Genomic DNA, 18,735 nt, shown 5'->3' with positions numbered 1-18,735 from the left:
CCGATGTCCGCCCAGACGTCCCCAGCCCCCGTGGGCACCGATGTGGTGGTCGTCGGCGCGGGCCCGGTCGGGCTGCTGCTCGCCGGTGATCTGTGCGCCCGGGGCGTGCGGACCATCGTGGTGGAGCGGCTGACCGAGCCGATGACCGAGTCGCGGGCGTCCACCCTGCACGCCCGCACGATGGAGGTGTTCGCCGAGCGTGGCATCCTCGACCGCCTCGGAGAACTCCCGGACGGCGGGCCGGGGCATTTCGGCGGCATTCGGCTCGACTTGACCCGGGCCGACCCCGGCCATCCGTACGCCGGGCAGTGGAAGTGCCCGCAGGCTCGCATCGAGGCGGTGCTCCAGGAACGGGCCGTCGAGCTGGGAGCGCGGATACGGCGCGGACGGCGGCTGGTCGGCCTGGCCGACCGGGGCGGCCAGGTGCTGGTCGAGACCGTCAGGGCCGACGGGGCGAAGGAGCAGACGATCGGCTCCTACGTGGTCGGCTGTGACGGCTGGCGGTCCACCGTACGGCGGCTCGCGGGGTTCGACTTCACCGGCCAGGACGCGACCCGGGAGATGCTGCGGGCCGATGTCGCGGGGATCGACATCCCGGACCGACGGTTCGAACGGCTGCGGAACGGACTCGCCACCGCACACCGCTGGCCGGACGGCAGCACCCGGGTCATGGTGCATGTGTTCGGGGCCACGCCCCGCACACGCGCCGGCGAACCGGACTTCGCCGAGGTCGTCGGCGCGTGGGCGGAGGTGACGGGCGAGTACATCGGCCACGGAGAACCGCTGTGGCTGAACGCCTTCGACAACACCCGGCGCCAGGTGGCCCGGTACCGCCGGGGCCGGGTACTCCTCGCGGGTGACGCCGCCCACGCGCAGATGCCGGTCGGCGGACAGGCACTCAACCTCGGTCTGCAGGACGCGGCCGAACTCGGTGCGCGGCTCGTCGAACGGTTCGCGGGCGGAGCGGGCGAGGAACAACTCGACGGCTACCACGCGGTACGCCATGCCGTCGGCGCTCGCACACTCACCAATATCCAGGCGCAGTCCTTCCTGCTGCTCGGCGGGCACGAGGTGGACGCGCTCCGGGAGACCTTCGCCGAGCTGATGCGGTTCGACGGCGTCCGCGCCCGGCTGGCGCGCATGATCAGCGGCCTTGACGTTCCGGGTACCACGGCCGTGCCACCGCCCGCCGCCGCTTCAGCCGCCACAACGACACCAAGGGACAGGAGTACCAGGATGGACAGGCTCACGAACAAAACGGCGCTGGTGACCGGTTCGAGCCGGGGAATCGGCCGGGCCACCGCGCTGCGGATGGCCGGGGAAGGCGCGCTGGTCGCCGTTCACTACGCTTCCGACGAGCGGGCCGCGCAGGAGACCGTGGGGCTGATCGAGCGGGAGGGCGGCCGGGCCTTCGCCATACAGGCCGAACTCGGCGTGCCCGGTGATGTGCACGAACTGTTTCTCGGTCTGGAGCGCGGGCTCAAGGAGCGGACCGGTGAGACCGTGCTCGACATCCTGGTCAACAACGCGGGCCGGCAGACCGCCGCCGGGGTGGCCCCGGAGGACATCACCCCCGAACACTTCGACCGGCTCTTCGCGGTCAACGCCAAGGCCCCGTTCTTCATCGTGCAGCGCGCGCTGGCCCTGTTGCCCGACGGCGGCCGGATCATCAACATCTCCTCCGGACTGACCAGGTTCGCCAACCCCGAGCAGACCGCGTACGCGATGACCAAGGGCGCGATCGAGCAGATCTCGCTGCACTTCGCCCGGCATCTCGCCCCGCGCCGTATCACCGTCAACAGTGTGGCGCCCGGCATCACCAACAACGGCAGCCCGGTCTTCGACATCCCCGAGGCCGTGGAGCAGATGGCTCAGCTCTCGGCGTTCAAACGGGTCGGCGAGGCGGTGGATGTCGCGGACGTGGTGACGTTCCTGGCCACCGACGAGGCCCGCTGGATCACCGGCGCGTTCATCGACGCGAGCGGCGGGACCCTCCTGGGCTGACCGCCCAGGGCGAGCACACGAGACAACAGGAGGACCGATGACGACGGTTCAAGGACCGCCGAGCATCGCCGACCAGCTCGGCGAGCTCAAGCAGTTGAAGGAGCTGGCGCGGCTCGGGGCCGATCCCGAGGCCACCGAGCGCCAGCACGCCAAGGGCAAGCTGACCGCGTACGAGCGCGTCGACCTCCTGCTGGACCCCGGGAGCTTCACCGAGGTCGAGCCGCTGCGGCGGCACCGGGCGACGGGCTTCGGGCTCGAAACGAAGCGGCCGCACACGGACGGTGTCGTCACCGGCTGGGGCACCGTCGAGGGCCGGACCGTGTTCGTCTACGCGCATGACTTCCGGATCTTCGGCGGCGCGCTCGGCGAGGCCCACGCACAGAAGATCCAGAAGATCATGGACATGGCCATGGCGGCCGGCTGTCCGCTGGTCTCCCTCAACGACGGCGCGGGCGCGCGTATCCAGGAGGGTGTGTCGGCGCTGGCCGGCTACGGCGGGATCTTCCAGCGGAACACCCGGGCCTCGGGAGTCATCCCGCAGATCAGTGTGATGCTGGGCCCGTGTGCGGGGGGCGCGGCCTACTCCCCGGCGCTCACCGACTTCGTCTTCGCGGTCCGCGGGATCTCGCAGATGTTCATCACCGGCCCGGACGTGGTCCGTACGGTGACCGGCGAGGAGGTCTCGCAGGACGGGCTCGGCGGCGCCGATGTCCACGGCGGGGTCTCGGGGGTCGCGCACTTCGTCCACGACGACGAGGAGACCTGCCTCGCCGAGGTGCGCTCCCTCCTGTCGATGCTGCCGTCCAACAACCGTGAGCTGCCGCCCGCCGTGCCCGCCGGGGACGCGGCAGACCGCCGGGTCGACCGGCTGCTCGACCTGGTGCCACTCGACGGCAACCGGTCCTACGACATCCGCACGGTGATCGCGGAGATCGTCGACGACGAGGACTACCTGGAGGTGCACGCGCAGTGGGGACCCAATCTGGTCTGCGCGCTCGCCCGGCTCGACGGGCAGGTGACCGGGGTCGTGGCGAGCCAGCCCGCCGCGCTGGCCGGCGTCCTCGACATCACCGCGAGTGAGAAGGGCGCCAGATTCGTTCAGTTCTGCGACGCCTTCAACATCCCGCTCCTGACGCTGGTCGACGTGCCCGGCTTCCTTCCCGGCGTGAGCCAGGAGCACGGGGGCATCATCAGGCGCGGCGCGAAGCTCCTGTACGCGTACTGCAACGCCACGGTCCCGCGTATCTCTCTGATTCTGCGCAAGGCCTACGGCGGGGCCTACATCGTGATGGACTCGCGCTCGATCGGTACGGATCTGGCGCTCGCCTGGCCCACCAACGAGATCGCGGTCATGGGCGCGGAGGCCGCCGCCGACGTGGTCTTCCGGCGGGAGATCGCCGCCTCGGAGGATCCCGCGACCACTCGCGAGCAGAAGATCAAGGAGTACCGGCGGGAGCTGGTGCACCCCTACTACGCCGCCGAACGCGGACTCGTCGACGATGTGATCGATCCCGGCAGCACCCGCGCCGTCCTGATCCGGGCGTTCGCGATGCTGCAACGCAAGGACGCCGACCTGCCGCGCCGCAAGCACGGGAACCCGCCGCAGTGACCGCGCCGACGGTCGGACCGGTGAGCGACGGCCCGGCCCGCGCGTACGCACCGCTCCTCCTGCGGATCGAGAAGGGCGAGCCGGACCTGCACGAGCTAGGCGCGATCACCGCGGTCCTGCTCCAGCGCCTCACCGCCGCGGCGCCGGAGACCGAGGGGCGGGCGCGGGCCGCGGCCCGGTGGCGCCGCCCCGAGCGGTCACGGGACTTCCCGGGCCCGAGGACCTGGCAGGACAGCCCCCGTTGACCACCCCTACGCTGAACGGAGACCGGAGCATGGATGTCGGGATTCTCTTCGACCTGCGCAATCCGAACGCCTGGCACCGGCCCTGGGCCGACCACTACGCGCGCTCACTGGAGTTCTGCGAGGAGGCGGACGCGCGCGGTGCGGGAGGTGTCTGGTTCACCGAGCACCATCTCTTCGAGGACGGCTATCTGCCGCAGCCGCTGACCTTCGCCGCCGCGGCGGCGGCCCGCACACGTCGTGTCCGTATCGGCACGGCGGTGGTGCTGCCCAATCTGCGCAAGCCCGCCCAGCTCGCCGAGGACGCCGCGATCGTCGACCTGATCAGCGGCGGCAGGCTCGAACTCGGTGTCGGCGCCGGATACCGGGTGCCCGAGTACAACCTCTTCGACGCGGAGTTCGGCCGCCGGTTCACCATGGTCGAGCGGAACATCCGCGAGGTCCGCAGACTGTGGGCCGAGGGCGGTATCACGCCAGGGCCCGTCCAGAGCCCGGTGCCCGTGTGGGGCGGCTTCTACGGCCCGCGCGGTGTGCGCATCGCGGGCCGGCTGGGCATCGGTCTGCTGCATATCTCGCACAAGCTGTTCGAGCACTACCGTGAAGGTCTGATCGAGGGCGGCCATGATCCGGAGATCGCCCGGGTGTCCGACCTGCTGCCGGTGATCCTCGCCGACGATCCCGAGGCGGCCTGGTCCCGGATAGCGCCCCATCTGGCCCATCAGATGAACACCTACCGGCAGGGGTCGGTGGAGGGCACCGACCATCCCAAGCCGCCGCTGCTCGGGCCGGACGACTTCCCGGACCGTCCCGCTGACGGATCCTGGGCCACGCTGGAGATCCTCACCCCGGAGGATGCCGCCGTTCGCATCCACGAGCGGACGAAGGGGCTTCCGGTGAAGCACCTCATCTTCTGGGCGAGTATCGCGGGGATGCCGGACGACCTGGTGGCGAGGAACATCGAGCTGATCAGCGAACGGCTGCCGGTACTGCTCGCGAAGCTGTCCGGCACCGAGCAGGAGGGGGGTACCGGGCGGTGAGTGAGCCGCTCGTCGACCGGACGGCTCCCGCCCGGACCGAGCGCGGCCGGTCACTGCTGCTGGTGGTCCTCTCGGGGAACATGGTCCTCGACGCCATCGAGGTCTCGGTGGTCCTCGTGGCCCTCCCGTTGATCGGGGCCGACCTCGGGCTGACGCTGTGGTCGGTGCAGTGGCTCATGAGTGGCTTCGCCCTCGGATTCGCCGCGATGCTGATGTCCGGACCGGTGATCTCCGCCCGGTGGGGACTGCGCCGGGTCTATCTCGCGGCGATGCTGGTCTTCGCCGCGGCCTCCGTCATCGGGGGTCTGAGCGACAGCCTGGCGCTGCTCATCGCCTCCCGGGTGGTCAAAGGGGCCTGCGCGGCGCTGACCGCCCCGGCCGGGCTGACGCTGATCACCGCCACGTTCCCCGACGGGCCGCGGCAGCGCAGAGCGCTGTCGGTCTACTCGCTGTTCGGCGCGGCCGGGTTCACCGTCGGGCTGCTGCTCGCCGGGGTGCTGGTCGCCGACAGCTGGCGGTGGACGTTCCTCTTCCCCGCCCCGGTGGCGCTGGTGCTGCTGGTGTGCGGACTGCGGGTGATTCCGGACTCCGTACGGCAGGCGCCGCGGCGGCTCACCGCGGCGATCCTGTGCAACGGTCCCCTGATGCGCGCCACCCTGGGCGCGGCCACCCTCAACGGGACCTTCATCGGGCTGCTGCTGATAACACTGTGGACGAGCGGCGCGTTCGGCTGGCGGCCCTGGCAGATCTCGCTGGCGCTGCTGCCCGCCTGTCTGCCGCTGGCGCTCTCGGTCGGGTTCGCGGGGCGTGTCGTCGAGCGGTTCGGTACCCCGAGGCTGATTGCCACCGGGGCCCTCTCAGCGTTCGCGGGCGTGACGTTTCTCCTGCTGCGCCCGGAGACGACCTCGTACGCGACCGGCCCGCTGCCAGCGCTCCTGCTGGTCGGAATCGCTCTTCAACTGGCGTTCGCGGCCTTGAACATGCAAGCGGCACAGAGCGTCGGACCGGCGCTGCGCGGCACGGCGATGCCGGTCTATCAGGCCGGCGTCCAGATCGGTAGCGTCGTCATGCTGCCTGTGGTCGGCGCCCTGCTCACCGCGCCCGACGGCTACCGTCCCGCACTCCTGGCGGTCTCCCTGGCCGGGGCGCTCGGCCTCGGTGCCGCGGTCGGAGGGCTGCGCGCCTACCCTCCTGAGGAAAGGACCCCGCAGTGACCGACCAGCCCGAAGGCCCTTGAAACCGGCCGTCCTCGTGGGCAGTGTCCGCGACGGACGGTTCGGACTTGAGGTGAGCCCGGATGCCCCTGCGCCGGAGGAGGGGACACCGGCCGCCACACCGAGCCCGTCCGGCCTCGTGGACCGGGTGGACGCGGCCTCCCGCACTGAGCCGCCGCCTGAGGAAGCCGCCTGGGACATCGGCGTCACCAAGGGTAAGAAGGGTGAACTGCTGCTCTTCTTCCTGACGTCGTACCCCGATGTACGGGACACGTACTGCCTCACGAAGGACGCGACCACCGCGTCCCCTTAAAGTACGGACGGTTGGGGGTGCGGCACCGCGCCGCACTTTCGTCCTGTGCCTTCCAGACGTCCGGGGCGAAGCCGCTGGTGCGGTGCGTCAGGCTCAGGTACGAGCCCGGTGCCGGCCGTCCCAGCAGGCGGTCCACGATGCCGTACGGGTTCATGTCGTCGGGCACGGCCGGGATTCCTCTACCCACGTCGACGAACTGCCGCGCCAGATACCGCCCAACACGGTGCGTACAGGCGCGGCTGACCCGAGCGGCCAACTCGATGGCGGGGAATGCCGTGACGACATCGCGGGCCGCCGCAGTCCATACGGCGATGGGAGGAGCCGGCCGACGATGTGGAGGGCGCGTCAGCGGGACCTTGGCCCGGGAACGCCCCGGAACTGCTGGTCGGAGGCGCGATACCGGTGGGAGATATCGGGAGTAGGAGAGCGTTTCGACTCGCCGCTCAGGTGCGCGCCGCGAAGGGCGCCTGACGGGCATCTGCCCTGGTCAGGCGCCTTTTTCCGTGCGTTTAGAAGAAGTCGAGCTTCTTCGGCGAGTAGCTCACCAGCAGGTTCTTCGTCTGCTGGTGGTACACGGCTCAGATGCAGTTTGACCAGCGAAAACAGCTTCGATCGCCACAAGCTGCGGACGGCTGGTCCGGGTATGGCCCGGATCTTGGTTCGTGGTGATGAGCGCTGCTCGCATGTTGCGCTTGTACGAAGATGACGGCCTCGGCGCTGCTTCGAGAGGCGACGACGGGCCGCAGAAGACTGTCCTGACCGGGCTGCACCAAAGCTGGATCCGGCGCTGGCGGAGGCCAGCGGCGGTTTCTTCGGCCCGGCCCTACAACCGTGGCGCTGTCCTCGCAGGACCGCGACGACACCGCGTTGAGAATTCGTCCCGTGGGGGCTCGGTTGGCCGAGGCGTCGCGGCGGCGGGTTGATCAGTGCCTACCAGTGCCTCCCGACCCTGTGACGCCCCCGGGTCATGGTCGCAGAACCACGGCTTGAAGGGGCGGCGCCGGCGCACTATGGCTGTGAGTGCGCTTCCGCTGCTTTTCGCCATTCGTCGGCAGAGCTCCGCTTGGCGTGACCGGGGCTGTTTCCGCAGGTGAGAGACGGACGGTCACGCGCCGCGTGAGGGCTGGCGGAAGGGCCATGGTGAACCGCTTGGGAGCTGAGAAGGGCATTCGCCCAGCTGAGCTGCCTCAGGCTCGCTGCCCCGTGAATTGGCCTGACGGTGTGGGCCCTCCTGGCCTGATGGCGACTCGACCGGGGCGTAGCGCCGTGATGACCCATCAGCTGCTGTCAGTGCCCACTGCTACACCCTTGTGTTGGGATGAGCCGCGCTCCGCGGCCCACCGACGGGAGGGGGAAACATGTCGAAGGTGCCGGACGGGTTCCACCGGGTACGCGGTCACATCCGTCGCAATCCGAAGCCCAGGAGCGCCAAGCGCATGAGCGGTTGGATGATTGCCGGCTTACTGGCCGGCGTGTGGCTGTGGGGGCAGGTGTTCGGGTTCAGTGAGTCCACCGCCACGACACCGCCGACGGATCCGAAGCCGGCGGCCAGCGCGACGGCCGACCGCTGATGGGACGGATACGTCTGCGGCGCCCTCGCGGTGCCGCGGAACTGGTCGCAGCGGCTGTAGTCGCCCTGGCTGTGCTCGTCCTGGTGGCGCGGACGGCGGCCACCGCGGTCGGCACACTGAAGGCGGCCTGGCCTGCCCTGCTGGCTCTCGCTCTGCTCACGGGAGCCGTCGCGGCGTGGCGGATCAGGCAGGCGACCACGATGCGGCGTCGGGAGAAGGAGCGGCTGGCCACTCTGCGGATCACGCTCGCGGAGTTCGACACCATGGACGACCGTCGCTTCGAGTACGCCCTGCGGGATCTGCTGGTCGGCGACGGCTGGCCGGCCCGCAGAGTGGGTGGCGGTGGCGACCAGGCCGCCGACGTCATCGGTGACCATCCGCAGCGCGGCCGGATCGTGGTGCAGGCCAAGCACACCCGCGTCGGCGGGAAGGTGGGCTCAGCTGTGATGTACGCGGTGAAGGGGACGGCCGGGCCGGTCCACAAAGCCGATCACGCTGTCGTCGTCACCAACGGAGCCTTCACCCGCGATGCCATGGCGTGGGGCGACCGGCACGGCGTCCACTGGATCGACCGGGAAAAGCTTCGGCGCTGGGCCGAGGACGGTGCCGCTCTGCACGAGCTCCTCGGATTGTCCGCGCGCTCCCGCCCGAGCCGATTCAGGCGTGCGGCATGACTGGCAAAGATCGTGATCGCTGCCCAAGACGTCTGGAGGTGTGGTGTTCGATGAGGACGGGTCGCTCGACCCGCTGCTGAAGTTCCTGCTGTATGCGGTCATCGCGCTGGCCGTCGGCAAGATGCTCTGGGAGTGGCTCACCGAGGATGTCGGCCAGTGGATCACCGTAGATTTGTGGGGGCTGATAGCCGATCACCCGTGGTGGACCGGGCTCTTCGTGGTCGGCGGACTGCCCATGCTGCTCCTGCTCGGCAGAATCCTGTCATTCCTGTTCGGCGCCAACACCTAGGCCAACGCGGACGACACGTTCGCCGCTCCCTCTGGCGATGCGATCGAAGCGGACGCGCTGACCTTCAAGATGAAGCAGCTTTCGTCGATGAGCGCGACGGGTTTCGAGCAGGCGTGCACTGATCTCCTGGCCCGTGACGGATTCCGGCGTCCGAAGCGGGTCGGGGGCGCCGGTGACCTCGGCGTGGACATCACTGCCCGCGATGACGAAGACCGCCTCCTGATCGTGCAGTGCAAGCAGTATCAGAGCCCAGTCGGGTCAGGCCACGTGCAGAAGTTCAACGGGACAGCCCGCCCGCACCACGGAGCCGACCTCCCGATCATGATCGCGCTCAACGGCTTCATGCAGCCGGCGATCGACTTCGCCCAGCATCACCAGCTCATCCTCATGAGCCGCCCGCAATTGAAACGATGGGCCCACGGCGAGCACCTCTACGACGTCCTCGGCATCCAAAGCACGACACACTGACGCCAGCGCACACGCAGCAGAGTCAGTCTCGGGAGCTCCCGCCTATCCGTCGGCGGTCCCTTCTCGGGATCAGTCCGGAAGGCCCTACCCAATGGGCCCGCGTCGGGATCCGCTTGCCCGCTACCTGGCTTGCAGCGTACGAGCGCTTTGATCAAACGGGCACGCTACGGAGCCACAGGGCCGCCGGTGTCAAACGCCCTTCAAGGCTCCTTCGCGCTCAGTAGGATCACCGGCAGAGTGGGGCGGGAGGCGCACGGGGTGGGGAGCAGCGGTATGGCAGCGGGGGGCTGGCGACCGTCGGCGGAGCGTGCGCGGCAGCGCCGGTCGGCCGCTGTGCGCAGGCGTGTGCACGAGAAGGCGTTGGTCGAGGTGCGCGGCTGTCTGCGGGACTGGGACGACGGCCGTGACGCGGCCCGCGAGGCTAAGGCCGTGGCCGAGACGATCATCGCGCCCGAGTACGAGGGCCGGGTGCTCATCGAGTTGTTGCAGAACGCGCACGACGCGCACCCGGCTAGAGCCACCGACGGACGCATCGAGATCCGGTTGGACGAGGACGAGGGTGAGCATGGCACCCTTTATGTGGCCAATCGTGGCAAGCCGTTCGGCGGCAAGAACTTCAAGGACCTGTGCAGCATCGCCCTTTCCAGCAAGCGTGCCGACGCCGGGATCGGCCACAAGGGAGTCGGTTTCAAGAGCGTGCTGCACCTGTGCGACGCGCCCGAGGTCTACAGCGTGGCCAGGGAGGGGTCCCGGCTCCTCGACGGGTTCACCTTCCGGTTCGCCCGGCTCGACGACTACGACGCGCTCGCCCGGGAGGTGGCGCCCGAACGCGATGGTTTCGCCGACTACTTGAAGGAGAACCTGCTCACGCTGAAGGTGCCAGTCTTCCTGGAGGAGCCGCCGAAGACCGTCCAAGGCTTCGCGCGCCGGGGCTTTGTCACCGTCATCCGTCTGCCGCTGAAGTCAGCCGACGCGCGCTCGGCCGCCGGGGCGCAGGTGCGGGAACTCATGGACGACAACGCCCCGTTCGAGCTGTTCCTCGACCGGCTGGAACGTGTCCGGCTGGAGTGGCGGGCCGCGGGGGAGACCCGGCGCAGGACGTATGACCGTCAGGTAGAGGTGCTGCACCACGCCCGTGGCCTGAAGGTGCAGCAGGTCACCTTGCGTCGGCGGATGCGTCTGATCGTCGTCTGTGGGAAGGCCGACCCGGACCGCGCCCGGGAGGCGCTCGCCGCGTCGATCGAGAAGAGCGGGATGCGACGCGACTGGATGGCCTGGGAGAAGAAGGCCGAGGTACGGGTCGCCGTACCGGTCGCCGATCCCCTACGGGACGGGCGGCTCTACGCCTTCCTACCGATGGGCGAGCAGATCCCGGCACCCGTCCGCGGCTATGTCCACGCACCGTTCTTCGCGGAGATGAACCGTCGTTCGTTCAACGAGGCGGTGCCATGGAACGGCCTGCTGCTCGACACAGTGGCTGAGGTGTGCGGCCGCGCGGTGCTCGCAGCTGCGGACAGGCGGGCACCGATTCCGCCCGGCGCGCTCGTCGACCTGATGTGCTGGCAGCCCAAGGCACTGGCACGGCTGACGTCTGCCTTCCAACGGCTAGACAATGGCATCGCCCACGTGCCGTTCATCCCGGCGATCGGAACGACACCCGGGGCTCGCACCTCCCTGCACCGTGCCCTTCTGTGGGAAGGGAAGGACGGCTCCACGATTTTCACCCCGCACGCCGTCGCCGCCACGGGGGTCATGGATCTCCTCGATCCGCATCTGCACCCCCTTCGGTTGCGGCGGCTGGCGTCCCTGGCCAGGAGCGCGGGCACGCGCCTCGAACCCTCCGCAGAGCGCCTCGCGTCGTGGGCGGAAGGGCTCGCCGGGGTCGCCGTACGTGACACATTTGATCCCGGATGGTGGGCGGACTTCTACTACGACCTCTCCCAGGCGTTCCCCGACGGCTCGGCCCTGACCGGCAAGCGGATCGTCATTACTTCCAGGTCGACGACGGCACCGGCCGGCGCGGACGGCGTCTTCTTCGACCGCGACACTCCGCAGGGCGGCTCCCTGCCGACCCTGCCCGACGGCCTGTCCGACCGCCTGCACTTCGTGCACGAGGGCATCGCCTGGTCCGGCAAGGGCCGCAAGCGCAGAGCCCAGGGCCGCAAGTGGCTCAGGACCGCGAACCTCGTCCACGACTACGGCGCCGACCGGGTGCTCGCGGTTGTTGCAGCCGCACTGAGCGCGGACAGCGAGGACAACGGCGTACGGCTGGCCTGCCTCCGCTACGCCTGCGCGGTCTCCCACTCCCTGGAGACGGAGGGCCGCAGGGCTCCCTTCCTGGGGAATCTCCACGTACTGACCCGGGCCGGCTGGATCGACGCGAGCCGTGCCATGTTCGGGCCGGGATGGCCCGCCGAGCACTCCTCCGTCGACGACACCCTGACCCGATTCCTGGAGCGCGTCCGGGAACTGTCTCCCGTGCTCACCCAGACGGAAGGACGGCTCCTCGTCCGCCCCGACGAGCTGTGCGGCGACGCGATCCCCGTGGAGGCCATGCGGCGCTTCCTCGAACGGCACCACGTCGCTCATGGCCTCCGTCCCCGTTACGAGACCTTCCGCACCAGTGTCAGGGGAGACGCCCTCAACCGGCCCTCCCGTTTCTGGGCCCCGGACCGGCCGGATCTGCTGCCGCAGTGGCGGACGAGCGCCGAGCGCTGGCGGAACCGGCGTACGGTCGGCTACATCAGCGTGGAGTACCACTCACGCTCCCGTGCCGCGGCCATGCTGCCTGGTCAGGACGACTACGCCGCCTTCTCCGAGGAGGACCGCAGACTCTACGCGGAGCTCATCGTCAACGGCCTCGCGTTCGCCTGGGGCGACTCCGCGCTGGAGATGCAATTCGTACGCCACAGCGATCCCACCGGGACCCCCTGGCCCACTCCGCTGTCCGCCTTCCTCAACCACGCACCGTGGATCCCGCAGACGGCCGCCCCGAGCGCCACCTCGGAGGGGACCGTGTTCGCCACCGCCAGCACGGCCTGGTGGTGGCACGGCACGCAGCCCCCGCCCCAGTTCCTCGGCGTGGTGCCGGCTTCCTTGCGCAGCAGGCGGTCCGCCAAGCTCGTGGCACGGCTCGGCCTGCTCGGCATCCGCTCCTGGGACGATGCCAGCACCGCGCTCGACCGGCTCCGCCACCTGCCGGACCTGGTGCAGGCCAACGTCCACCTCAGGGAAGGAAGACTCGCACACGAGATCGGACGGGAGTACGAAAAGGCGTGGGCGCAGCTGCTGCCAGCGGAGGGCGGGACGCGCACCGCCAACGGCGGGCAGCCCGCGGCGCCGCGCCGGCTGCTGGTGACCCGCGCTGGCGCCCTCGCCTCGCTGGACCCGGCGGAGACGGACGAGACGGTCTTCGTCCCGGATCCTGACGGGGCCCAGAACCGAGCCCTTCTGGACCGGGTCCCCGTGCCCGTGATCCCGGTACGGGACAGGGCACTGGGCGGCCGGGTCCACGCCTTCCTCCAACGGAGGACAACGTTCGACGTCCAGCGGTGCGGCGAGGCCGCGCACGACATCCACGCCGACGGATTGCCCGTCCGTGACGCACCGCACGTGCCGTTGACGGAGTACGCGGGATCCTGGCTGCTCACCCTGGTCGCGGCCCTGGTGGAGTTCGACGAGGAACGAGCGTCCCGTCCGGAGCCCGTGGCCGCGGCCGAAGTGGCCAGCCTACTGCATCGCTGCGACGTGACCGTGGCTGGCGAGGCCGTCCTCTGGATCGCCGGCCACCGCCTCACCGAGCACGGAGCGGACCGAGCCCTGCTGCACCCGCACCCAGACCGGCCCCGTGTGGTCGTCGTGCACAGCGAGCCGCGTACCGGCTGGCGAGTGCTCCGCACCGCCGCCCCCGCCGTGGCTGCCCTCATCGGCGCACCCTACCTCGCAGACCCGCTGTGGAAGGCGCTAACCAAACTGGAGGAACGCGGCCTGAAGACCGACCACGTCCCGGAGGAGGATCTCACGGACGTCCTGGACCTGCGGCCGCACCAACTGCACGCCGTCCTCGCCGAGCGGGCGTCACAGCGTTCCGGTAGCGCGCGGCTTGTCCCCCTCCTCGCCTGCCTCGATCTCGACCTCGCGGAACAACTGCGGCAACACGCCGACGACTTCTCCGACCGCGCCGCCCTCCTTACCTGGCTCACCGACCGGATCGGCGCACCGAACGCGGAACAGCTCATGCGGTTGCTGGAGGACGACGATCGGGAACGGCAACTGAGCGCCATATCCGTGCCCCTGGCCGACGCCAACCGCGCATGGCGCGCCCTGGGCCTCCCGGAGATCGACAACAGGGACCGGCATGAACGGCATTTCGCGGCATGGCTTCAGCGGAACCGTCCCGCGCTCGCCGAGCGGATCAGGGACGCCTATAGGGACGTCCACCGGTCTGGATGGTCCCTGGCCGGGTACGTGAAGCTGCGCGACCTCTCCCTACTCGCGCCGGACCCGGCCTGGCACACGACGCTGTGGCATCTCTCCGACGAACTCCTCCAAGCCCACGCGGACGCCTGGCTGTTGAAACAGCTTCCAGTACCCTCGTCGACGTCACGCCCGCTGAGGCCGCTGGCCGAGGTACGCGAGGCATCCAGCACAGCGGTGCACAAGCAGGTACCACGGCTGCGGCAACTAATCGAGGAATGGGAGTGCCTCCATCCCGCAAGCCGCCCCACGGTGCTGCCCTCCGCCCAGGACGTCCTGCGGGAACTGGACGACGACGGCCTGCTGGACTTCGAAGTCCTGTCCGTGAAGGCATTGATCGCCTGGCTTAGGGCCCGCGGCCACTGGCCCCAAGACATGCCTCCATCAGACCGGCGCGCAGACCTCGGACTGGCCGCGACACGTCCCCCGGAGCCCGCGGGGAGCACCGGCGGAGCCACGGGCGGGTGCGGACACGGAGGGTCCGCACCCGGCCCCCATGTAATGCTGAACGGCAGGCCCGTGTCGGCCCGGCCCGACGACCTGGCAGCGCTCGCCTGCGGGGTGGCCGCAGACCTCACGCCTAAGCAGCGGGCCACCTCGGCCACGTCCGCCACGGCGCTCGCGCCCCGCATTCCGCAGCCACGCACCTTCTCGTCGTCCGGTGCAAGGTCGTACAGCGGTTCGTACCAGGTCCCCGCGAGCGACCAAGACCGGACATTGGCCGTGGGCCTTGCGGGGGAGGCGGCGGTGGCCGCGTGGCTGCAAGAGCAGTTCGGGGTCGAACCACAGGACTCATGGAAGTCCGGCCTGCGAGTCCACGGGCTCGCCGGCGCGCAGCCGGGGGACGACCGGCTCGGCTACGACTTCCTCATCCACGACGGCGACACGACCTACCTCTACGAGGTCAAGGCATCCACCGGCGACAGCGGCGAGATCATCCTCGGCGAATCCGAGGTTCGACGCGCGTCTCGCCTGAAGCCGGACGAGACGTACTTCATCGTGTACGTCTCTCACGTCCTCGATCGCGACCGCCGCAACATCACCGTCCTGCCCAACCCATTCGGCGCCCCCGACCTCGCGGGCTACGAACTGGTCAGCACTCAGCTGAGGCTCCGATTCAACCTTGGCTGAATCAAGAAGTTCGTGCCCGGCTGGCCGTGGGACGACGGAGGTGGCTCGCTCCATCCACGCATGCCCGCCCTCGGTCCACTTTGCCGCCGAGTTCCACGAACCACCGGGGCCGATGACCCTCAGTAAGGAGGGCACGGTCCATGAGATCCAGTTCGCGGAGCAGCAGTGGATGGAGAACAGGTGCTTCGCACTGCTGCATGACATCACCGACTGTCTGCGTATCGGCGACGTGACCGCGTTCCGTGATCGGGGCGACGACGAGCAGGACATCCTCCTTTACGAGCTGAAGACGAATCCGAGGCGGCGGGAGAGCACCCAACTGACACGGACCCGGTTGGCGGCGGAGGCACTGCACACTGGCGGGCCGCTCCCCGGTCCGGACAAGGCCGTTCTCGTCGAGACCGGCGTGCCCTACGCCACCCATATGTCCGTGCTGAGTGACGCCTTGGGCCGCGCCCACCAGGAAGGGCTGAAGACGATGCGCGTGCCGGGGCAGCGTGGGCTCCTGGCGCTCGACATCGCGGCAGCTGGGAACAGGTGGGATGCGGAGGAAGCGGCCCGACAGTTCCATGCCGCATACGCGGCACTGCTGCGTCGTATGCGACTGACGGGACAGCGCATCTGCTTCAGCAGCGGAGACAGCGGCGCGCAACACCATGGCCGTGCCGTGGGGTATCTATCCGCTCCAGTCGGCGCAGTGTGCCGGCATCATCGCGGATCTTCTCGTCTTCACCGTGACACTGTCGTCCGACGACTTTGTTGACGAGCTTGGCAAGCATGGGTTGGACGCTGAGTGGGCACTGCCGAGCGGAGCTGAGATGCAAACAGCCCAGCCTGTCATGGTCATTCGAGGGCACGGCCATCAGGTCACGATGGCTAGAGCAGGACTCGAGCAGCTCATGCTGGAGCTTAGCGATCTGCAAGCCTGGGCGCGCGGCATGGACCAGCTGCTTCGGAAGGGCAGAGCCGGCCGGCAGCCGTGGCCGTACTTCGCTGATGAGTACAAGGTGTGGGCCTGACGCCGGTTGCGTATCAGGTTGCCCCTCGAAGTCGACGTGTTCCCGATGACCAGCCATGTCGAGTGCGTGGCGATCCTGGAACCGATGAAGAAGGGCGCCTGACCTGCGGTTTTCTTTTTTTCTCGCGTTCCTGGCGGATTGTGTTGACCTGTTTCGCAAAGCCCACCATGCACAGACTTCCTCGCGTGGCACAAGGCCGTGATCCAAGGCTCTGCGGTGACAGTAAGCAAGGTGTGCAGCGCCGATATCGGGAGGATATCGCAGGTGTTTTTGAGTACGTGCGACGCTCATTCTGACGAGGTTTGAGGAGTCGCCGTGAACGCTCCGCGGGAGCCGTTCACTATAGAATCGATCAACCCGAAGGATTCTCCCCATTTTCGGTCACGTGGAATTACGGTCGGGTCCGAACCACTCGGTCTCCGGGTCGGCCGACGACATGGGCAGGTTTACGAACTTGACCGGGCCTGGATAGAAGACAGAGCTGTTCGGGCCTGTCATGTCCTCTCCCGCCAGGTGCCTGTACAGCCACTCCGCAAAGGAAACGGGGTAATGATGGAACTCCCCGTCACCTCGTTCGACAAAGATGGAGCTCTCCGTCCCCTGGGCGCCGTGTGCCAGGAAGACGATCTCTCCACGATCACTTCCCAGGAGCGGAGTCAGCCCTCGAGCGACGCCGAACCTGATCTCATCCACTCCGAGAATCGGTCGAGGGTCGCCCTCCAGCTCGTCGTCCCACTCGACATCGGACCAGACGGCCACTGTTTCCCGGACCCACTGCACAAGATTCCATCTGTGTGTTGCGGGGTGAAGAAGATAGAGGTGCGCGTTGAGGCGCACGGGGGCATACCCGTCGATGATGGCCTTGTAGTCCTCCGGGAGTTCGAATCCGAGCTCTCGCTCAAGGACTTGCCACGCTGAGGGGGACGCATGAAGTGTCGGCGGTTCACCCAGTACACCGACGAGAGACTCAAGATAATCTGCCGCGTCCATGATCATCGTATCTTACGGCAATTCGCCGTCCCGGTAGTCGTACCTCCGGTCAGAGCCTGCCGGCCGGGCGTCTGTGTCGGGTGCGCTGCCTGCTGATTTGCCCCGGGGTGCCGCGTTCATGCACGGCACCCGCGCCAATGGACGACACTTGGGCGGAGCGAGATCACGGTTGGCGTCGAACTCGGGCCCGGCAGCGCACGGCACGTGCATTGCCGACGTCGTGGCCGGTCACGCCTGTGGCATTGCCGAAATGCGCCGAAAAATAAGACGGAGGGGATGCTGCTCCTGGTGCAATTAGTATTTACTATTTACTGTGCCTTTCGTCATCCCTCTCCAGTCGATCAATCAGTTTCGAACCAGTGCCTGTCCGGCCATTCCGGCATCCAGTCCTTTGCCACCTCGTCGCCGAACACGCCGACCAGCCAATCAATTATGGGCAAGCCCGACTCGTACCAGTCCCCCAAGTTTCGCCGAAAGGCCGAGACGGTCCACACGCCCGAACCCATGTCTTCCAGAAAAAGACGATCACCCTCGATGGTATGTCCCCACAGAAGCATTCCTTCACGATCCGGGAGGACAGGTCGAGGAATGGTGCGTGATTTCCCTCGCCGTACGTAGTCGCTCATCCACTCTCCCTTCTCGGTCAGCATCTCCGGTCCGCAGATAAACAGGAAGTCAGTGATCAGAGCATCCCCGTAAAACAATCCGACGCTCTTGAAATCGGGCGGCAACTGAATCCCCCACGCCGCCTCGGCCTCCCCGAACGAGCGTCCACTCGATCCCCACGGCGACGGGCCCAGTAGATGCTCCAGATCCTTCAGCTCCGGCATCCCTGCACTCCTATCTCATCAGCACTTGTACGTCGCCGTCTGGTTATTGTGGAACGAGCCCGCCGATGGCCGGACGCAGTGGATGCCGAAATTCATCCGGGTTGTCCTGTGCGAGTGCAGCATGAGCAAGAGCTGTCTCTTGTTGCCGACGGAATACATCTTAATCTCGTTCAGTATCGCCGGATCGTTTCCGTTGTGCATCGCAAGAAATCCGAAAGTAACCCTCTGCCCGCCTTTCATAGCCCCAGTTCTTCGGCTCAAGTTGCCACTGAGGAAGGGAAGGGAGTACTTGGTCATTCATCTTGAACGCGTCAGTCAGACGAGCGGACTTCCTTCTACGGACTTCCATTTCTCGGTCCTCGACGACGGCCATCCTCGAGGGAACCTGCTTTCCTTGAGAATCTGTTTTAGGAAAGCGGTAATCCCGCCCGGAAAGAGTTCGATTTCCGGGGACTGTCGGTAAGCCACCGCGACCATCCAGTCTTCGTCCCCCGATGACGCTGACGAGCCAGGATCATTGAGCGGTGGAATCAGAAGAGCGAGATCGCCATTCCAGTCGTGGTAAGCCCAAGGAACCACTCGGGCCCACACATCATCCGGTACGTCCGACGAGCTACGCAGATCTTCAAAGGCGGCATGGAAATCCTTGCGCTCCTCCTCCATGAACGTGAGAAGGGAGTCTGCACCTTGGGGGTGCGGAACAAAGAGATGACCGAGGAAGATCGCGTCACCGTAACCATTTACCAACTCTTTATAGTCGGTCGGCAGTTCTAGATTCAGCCACTCCTCGACGGTCTGCCACGCTGTCGACGGGGCAGGCCGGAACCGTTCACGCTCCCCGAGGAGCTCCTCGAACACATCAGCCACG

15 protein-coding genes are annotated in these 18,735 nt (G+C 67.9%); 12 read left to right on the top strand and 3 right to left on the bottom strand.

The window, feature by feature from the left end:
* Nucleotides 1-3: 3 nt before the first annotated feature.
* The 12 genes from OG214_RS01915 to OG214_RS01860 all read left to right on the top strand — a co-directional run bounded on the left by OG214_RS01915 (nt 4) and on the right by OG214_RS01860 (nt 15,791).
* Nucleotides 4-2,004: an SDR family oxidoreductase gene (locus OG214_RS01915; protein ID WP_405983519.1), complete on the top strand. Its 2,001-nt coding sequence runs from the start codon at nt 4-6 to the stop codon at nt 2,002-2,004.
* Nucleotides 2,005-2,041: 37 nt separating this feature from the next.
* Nucleotides 2,042-3,613, top strand: coding sequence for an acyl-CoA carboxylase subunit beta (locus OG214_RS01910; RefSeq protein WP_363084208.1), 1,572 nt, complete (start codon nt 2,042-2,044; stop codon nt 3,611-3,613).
* A gap of 20 nt (nt 3,614-3,633) precedes the next feature.
* Nucleotides 3,634-3,858: an acyl-CoA carboxylase subunit epsilon gene (locus OG214_RS01905; protein ID WP_382853768.1), complete on the top strand. Its 225-nt coding sequence runs from the start codon at nt 3,634-3,636 to the stop codon at nt 3,856-3,858.
* Nucleotides 3,859-3,887: 29 nt separating this feature from the next.
* Nucleotides 3,888-4,892 (top strand): LLM class flavin-dependent oxidoreductase, encoded by a 1,005-nt coding sequence (locus OG214_RS01900; protein ID WP_363086102.1) that lies wholly within the window; start codon nt 3,888-3,890, stop codon nt 4,890-4,892.
* Complete coding sequence (locus OG214_RS01895) at nt 4,889-6,106, top strand: MFS transporter (RefSeq protein WP_405983518.1); 1,218 nt, start codon at nt 4,889-4,891, stop codon at nt 6,104-6,106. The genes OG214_RS01900 and OG214_RS01895 overlap by 4 nt, the downstream gene beginning before the upstream one ends.
* Nucleotides 6,107-6,125: 19 nt before the next feature.
* On the top strand, nt 6,126-6,419 hold the full coding sequence (locus tag OG214_RS01890) for a hypothetical protein (protein WP_405983517.1): 294 nt from the start codon (nt 6,126-6,128) through the stop codon (nt 6,417-6,419).
* Nucleotides 6,420-7,777: 1,358 nt separating this feature from the next.
* On the top strand, nt 7,778-7,990 hold the full coding sequence (locus OG214_RS01885; RefSeq protein WP_079033661.1) for a hypothetical protein: 213 nt from the start codon (nt 7,778-7,780) through the stop codon (nt 7,988-7,990).
* Complete coding sequence (locus OG214_RS01880; RefSeq protein WP_405983516.1) at nt 7,990-8,664, top strand: restriction endonuclease; 675 nt, start codon at nt 7,990-7,992, stop codon at nt 8,662-8,664. The genes OG214_RS01885 and OG214_RS01880 overlap by 1 nt, the downstream gene beginning before the upstream one ends.
* Before the next feature lie 43 nt (nt 8,665-8,707).
* Nucleotides 8,708-8,953, top strand: a complete 246-nt coding sequence (locus OG214_RS01875; protein WP_405983515.1) for a hypothetical protein — start codon at nt 8,708-8,710, stop codon at nt 8,951-8,953.
* Between the two features lie 69 nt (nt 8,954-9,022).
* Nucleotides 9,023-9,421, top strand: a complete 399-nt coding sequence (locus OG214_RS01870; protein WP_405983514.1) for a restriction endonuclease — start codon at nt 9,023-9,025, stop codon at nt 9,419-9,421.
* Nucleotides 9,422-9,694: 273 nt separating this feature from the next.
* Nucleotides 9,695-15,028: a sacsin N-terminal ATP-binding-like domain-containing protein gene (locus OG214_RS01865; RefSeq protein ID WP_405983513.1), complete on the top strand. Its 5,334-nt coding sequence runs from the start codon at nt 9,695-9,697 to the stop codon at nt 15,026-15,028.
* Between the two features lie 40 nt (nt 15,029-15,068).
* Nucleotides 15,069-15,791 carry a hypothetical protein gene (locus OG214_RS01860; protein WP_405983512.1) on the top strand — a complete coding sequence of 241 codons (723 nt, stop codon included), beginning with the start codon at nt 15,069-15,071 and terminating at the stop codon, nt 15,789-15,791.
* Nucleotides 15,792-16,428: 637 nt separating this feature from the next.
* Here OG214_RS01860 and OG214_RS01855 read toward each other — a convergent pair.
* The 3 genes from OG214_RS01855 to OG214_RS01845 all read right to left on the bottom strand — a co-directional run bounded on the left by OG214_RS01855 (nt 16,429) and on the right by OG214_RS01845 (nt 18,734).
* A complete protein-coding gene (locus tag OG214_RS01855; RefSeq protein WP_405983511.1) occupies nt 16,429-17,043 on the bottom strand; it encodes an SMI1/KNR4 family protein in 615 nt (204 codons plus the stop codon).
* 335 nt (nt 17,044-17,378) lie between these two features.
* Complete coding sequence (locus tag OG214_RS01850) at nt 17,379-17,867, bottom strand: hypothetical protein (RefSeq protein WP_405983510.1); 489 nt, start codon at nt 17,865-17,867, stop codon at nt 17,379-17,381.
* 315 nt (nt 17,868-18,182) lie between these two features.
* A complete protein-coding gene (locus OG214_RS01845; protein ID WP_405983509.1) occupies nt 18,183-18,734 on the bottom strand; it encodes a hypothetical protein in 552 nt (183 codons plus the stop codon).
* Nucleotide 18,735: the final 1 nt, after the last annotated feature.

It is taken from the genome of Streptomyces sp. NBC_00872 (assembly GCF_045161915.1).
In the GTDB taxonomy this organism is placed as follows: Bacteria; Actinomycetota; Actinomycetes; order Streptomycetales; family Streptomycetaceae; genus Streptomyces.
Note: the sequence above shows the minus strand (reverse complement) of the source record. Positions and strands in the feature narration are given on the sequence as shown.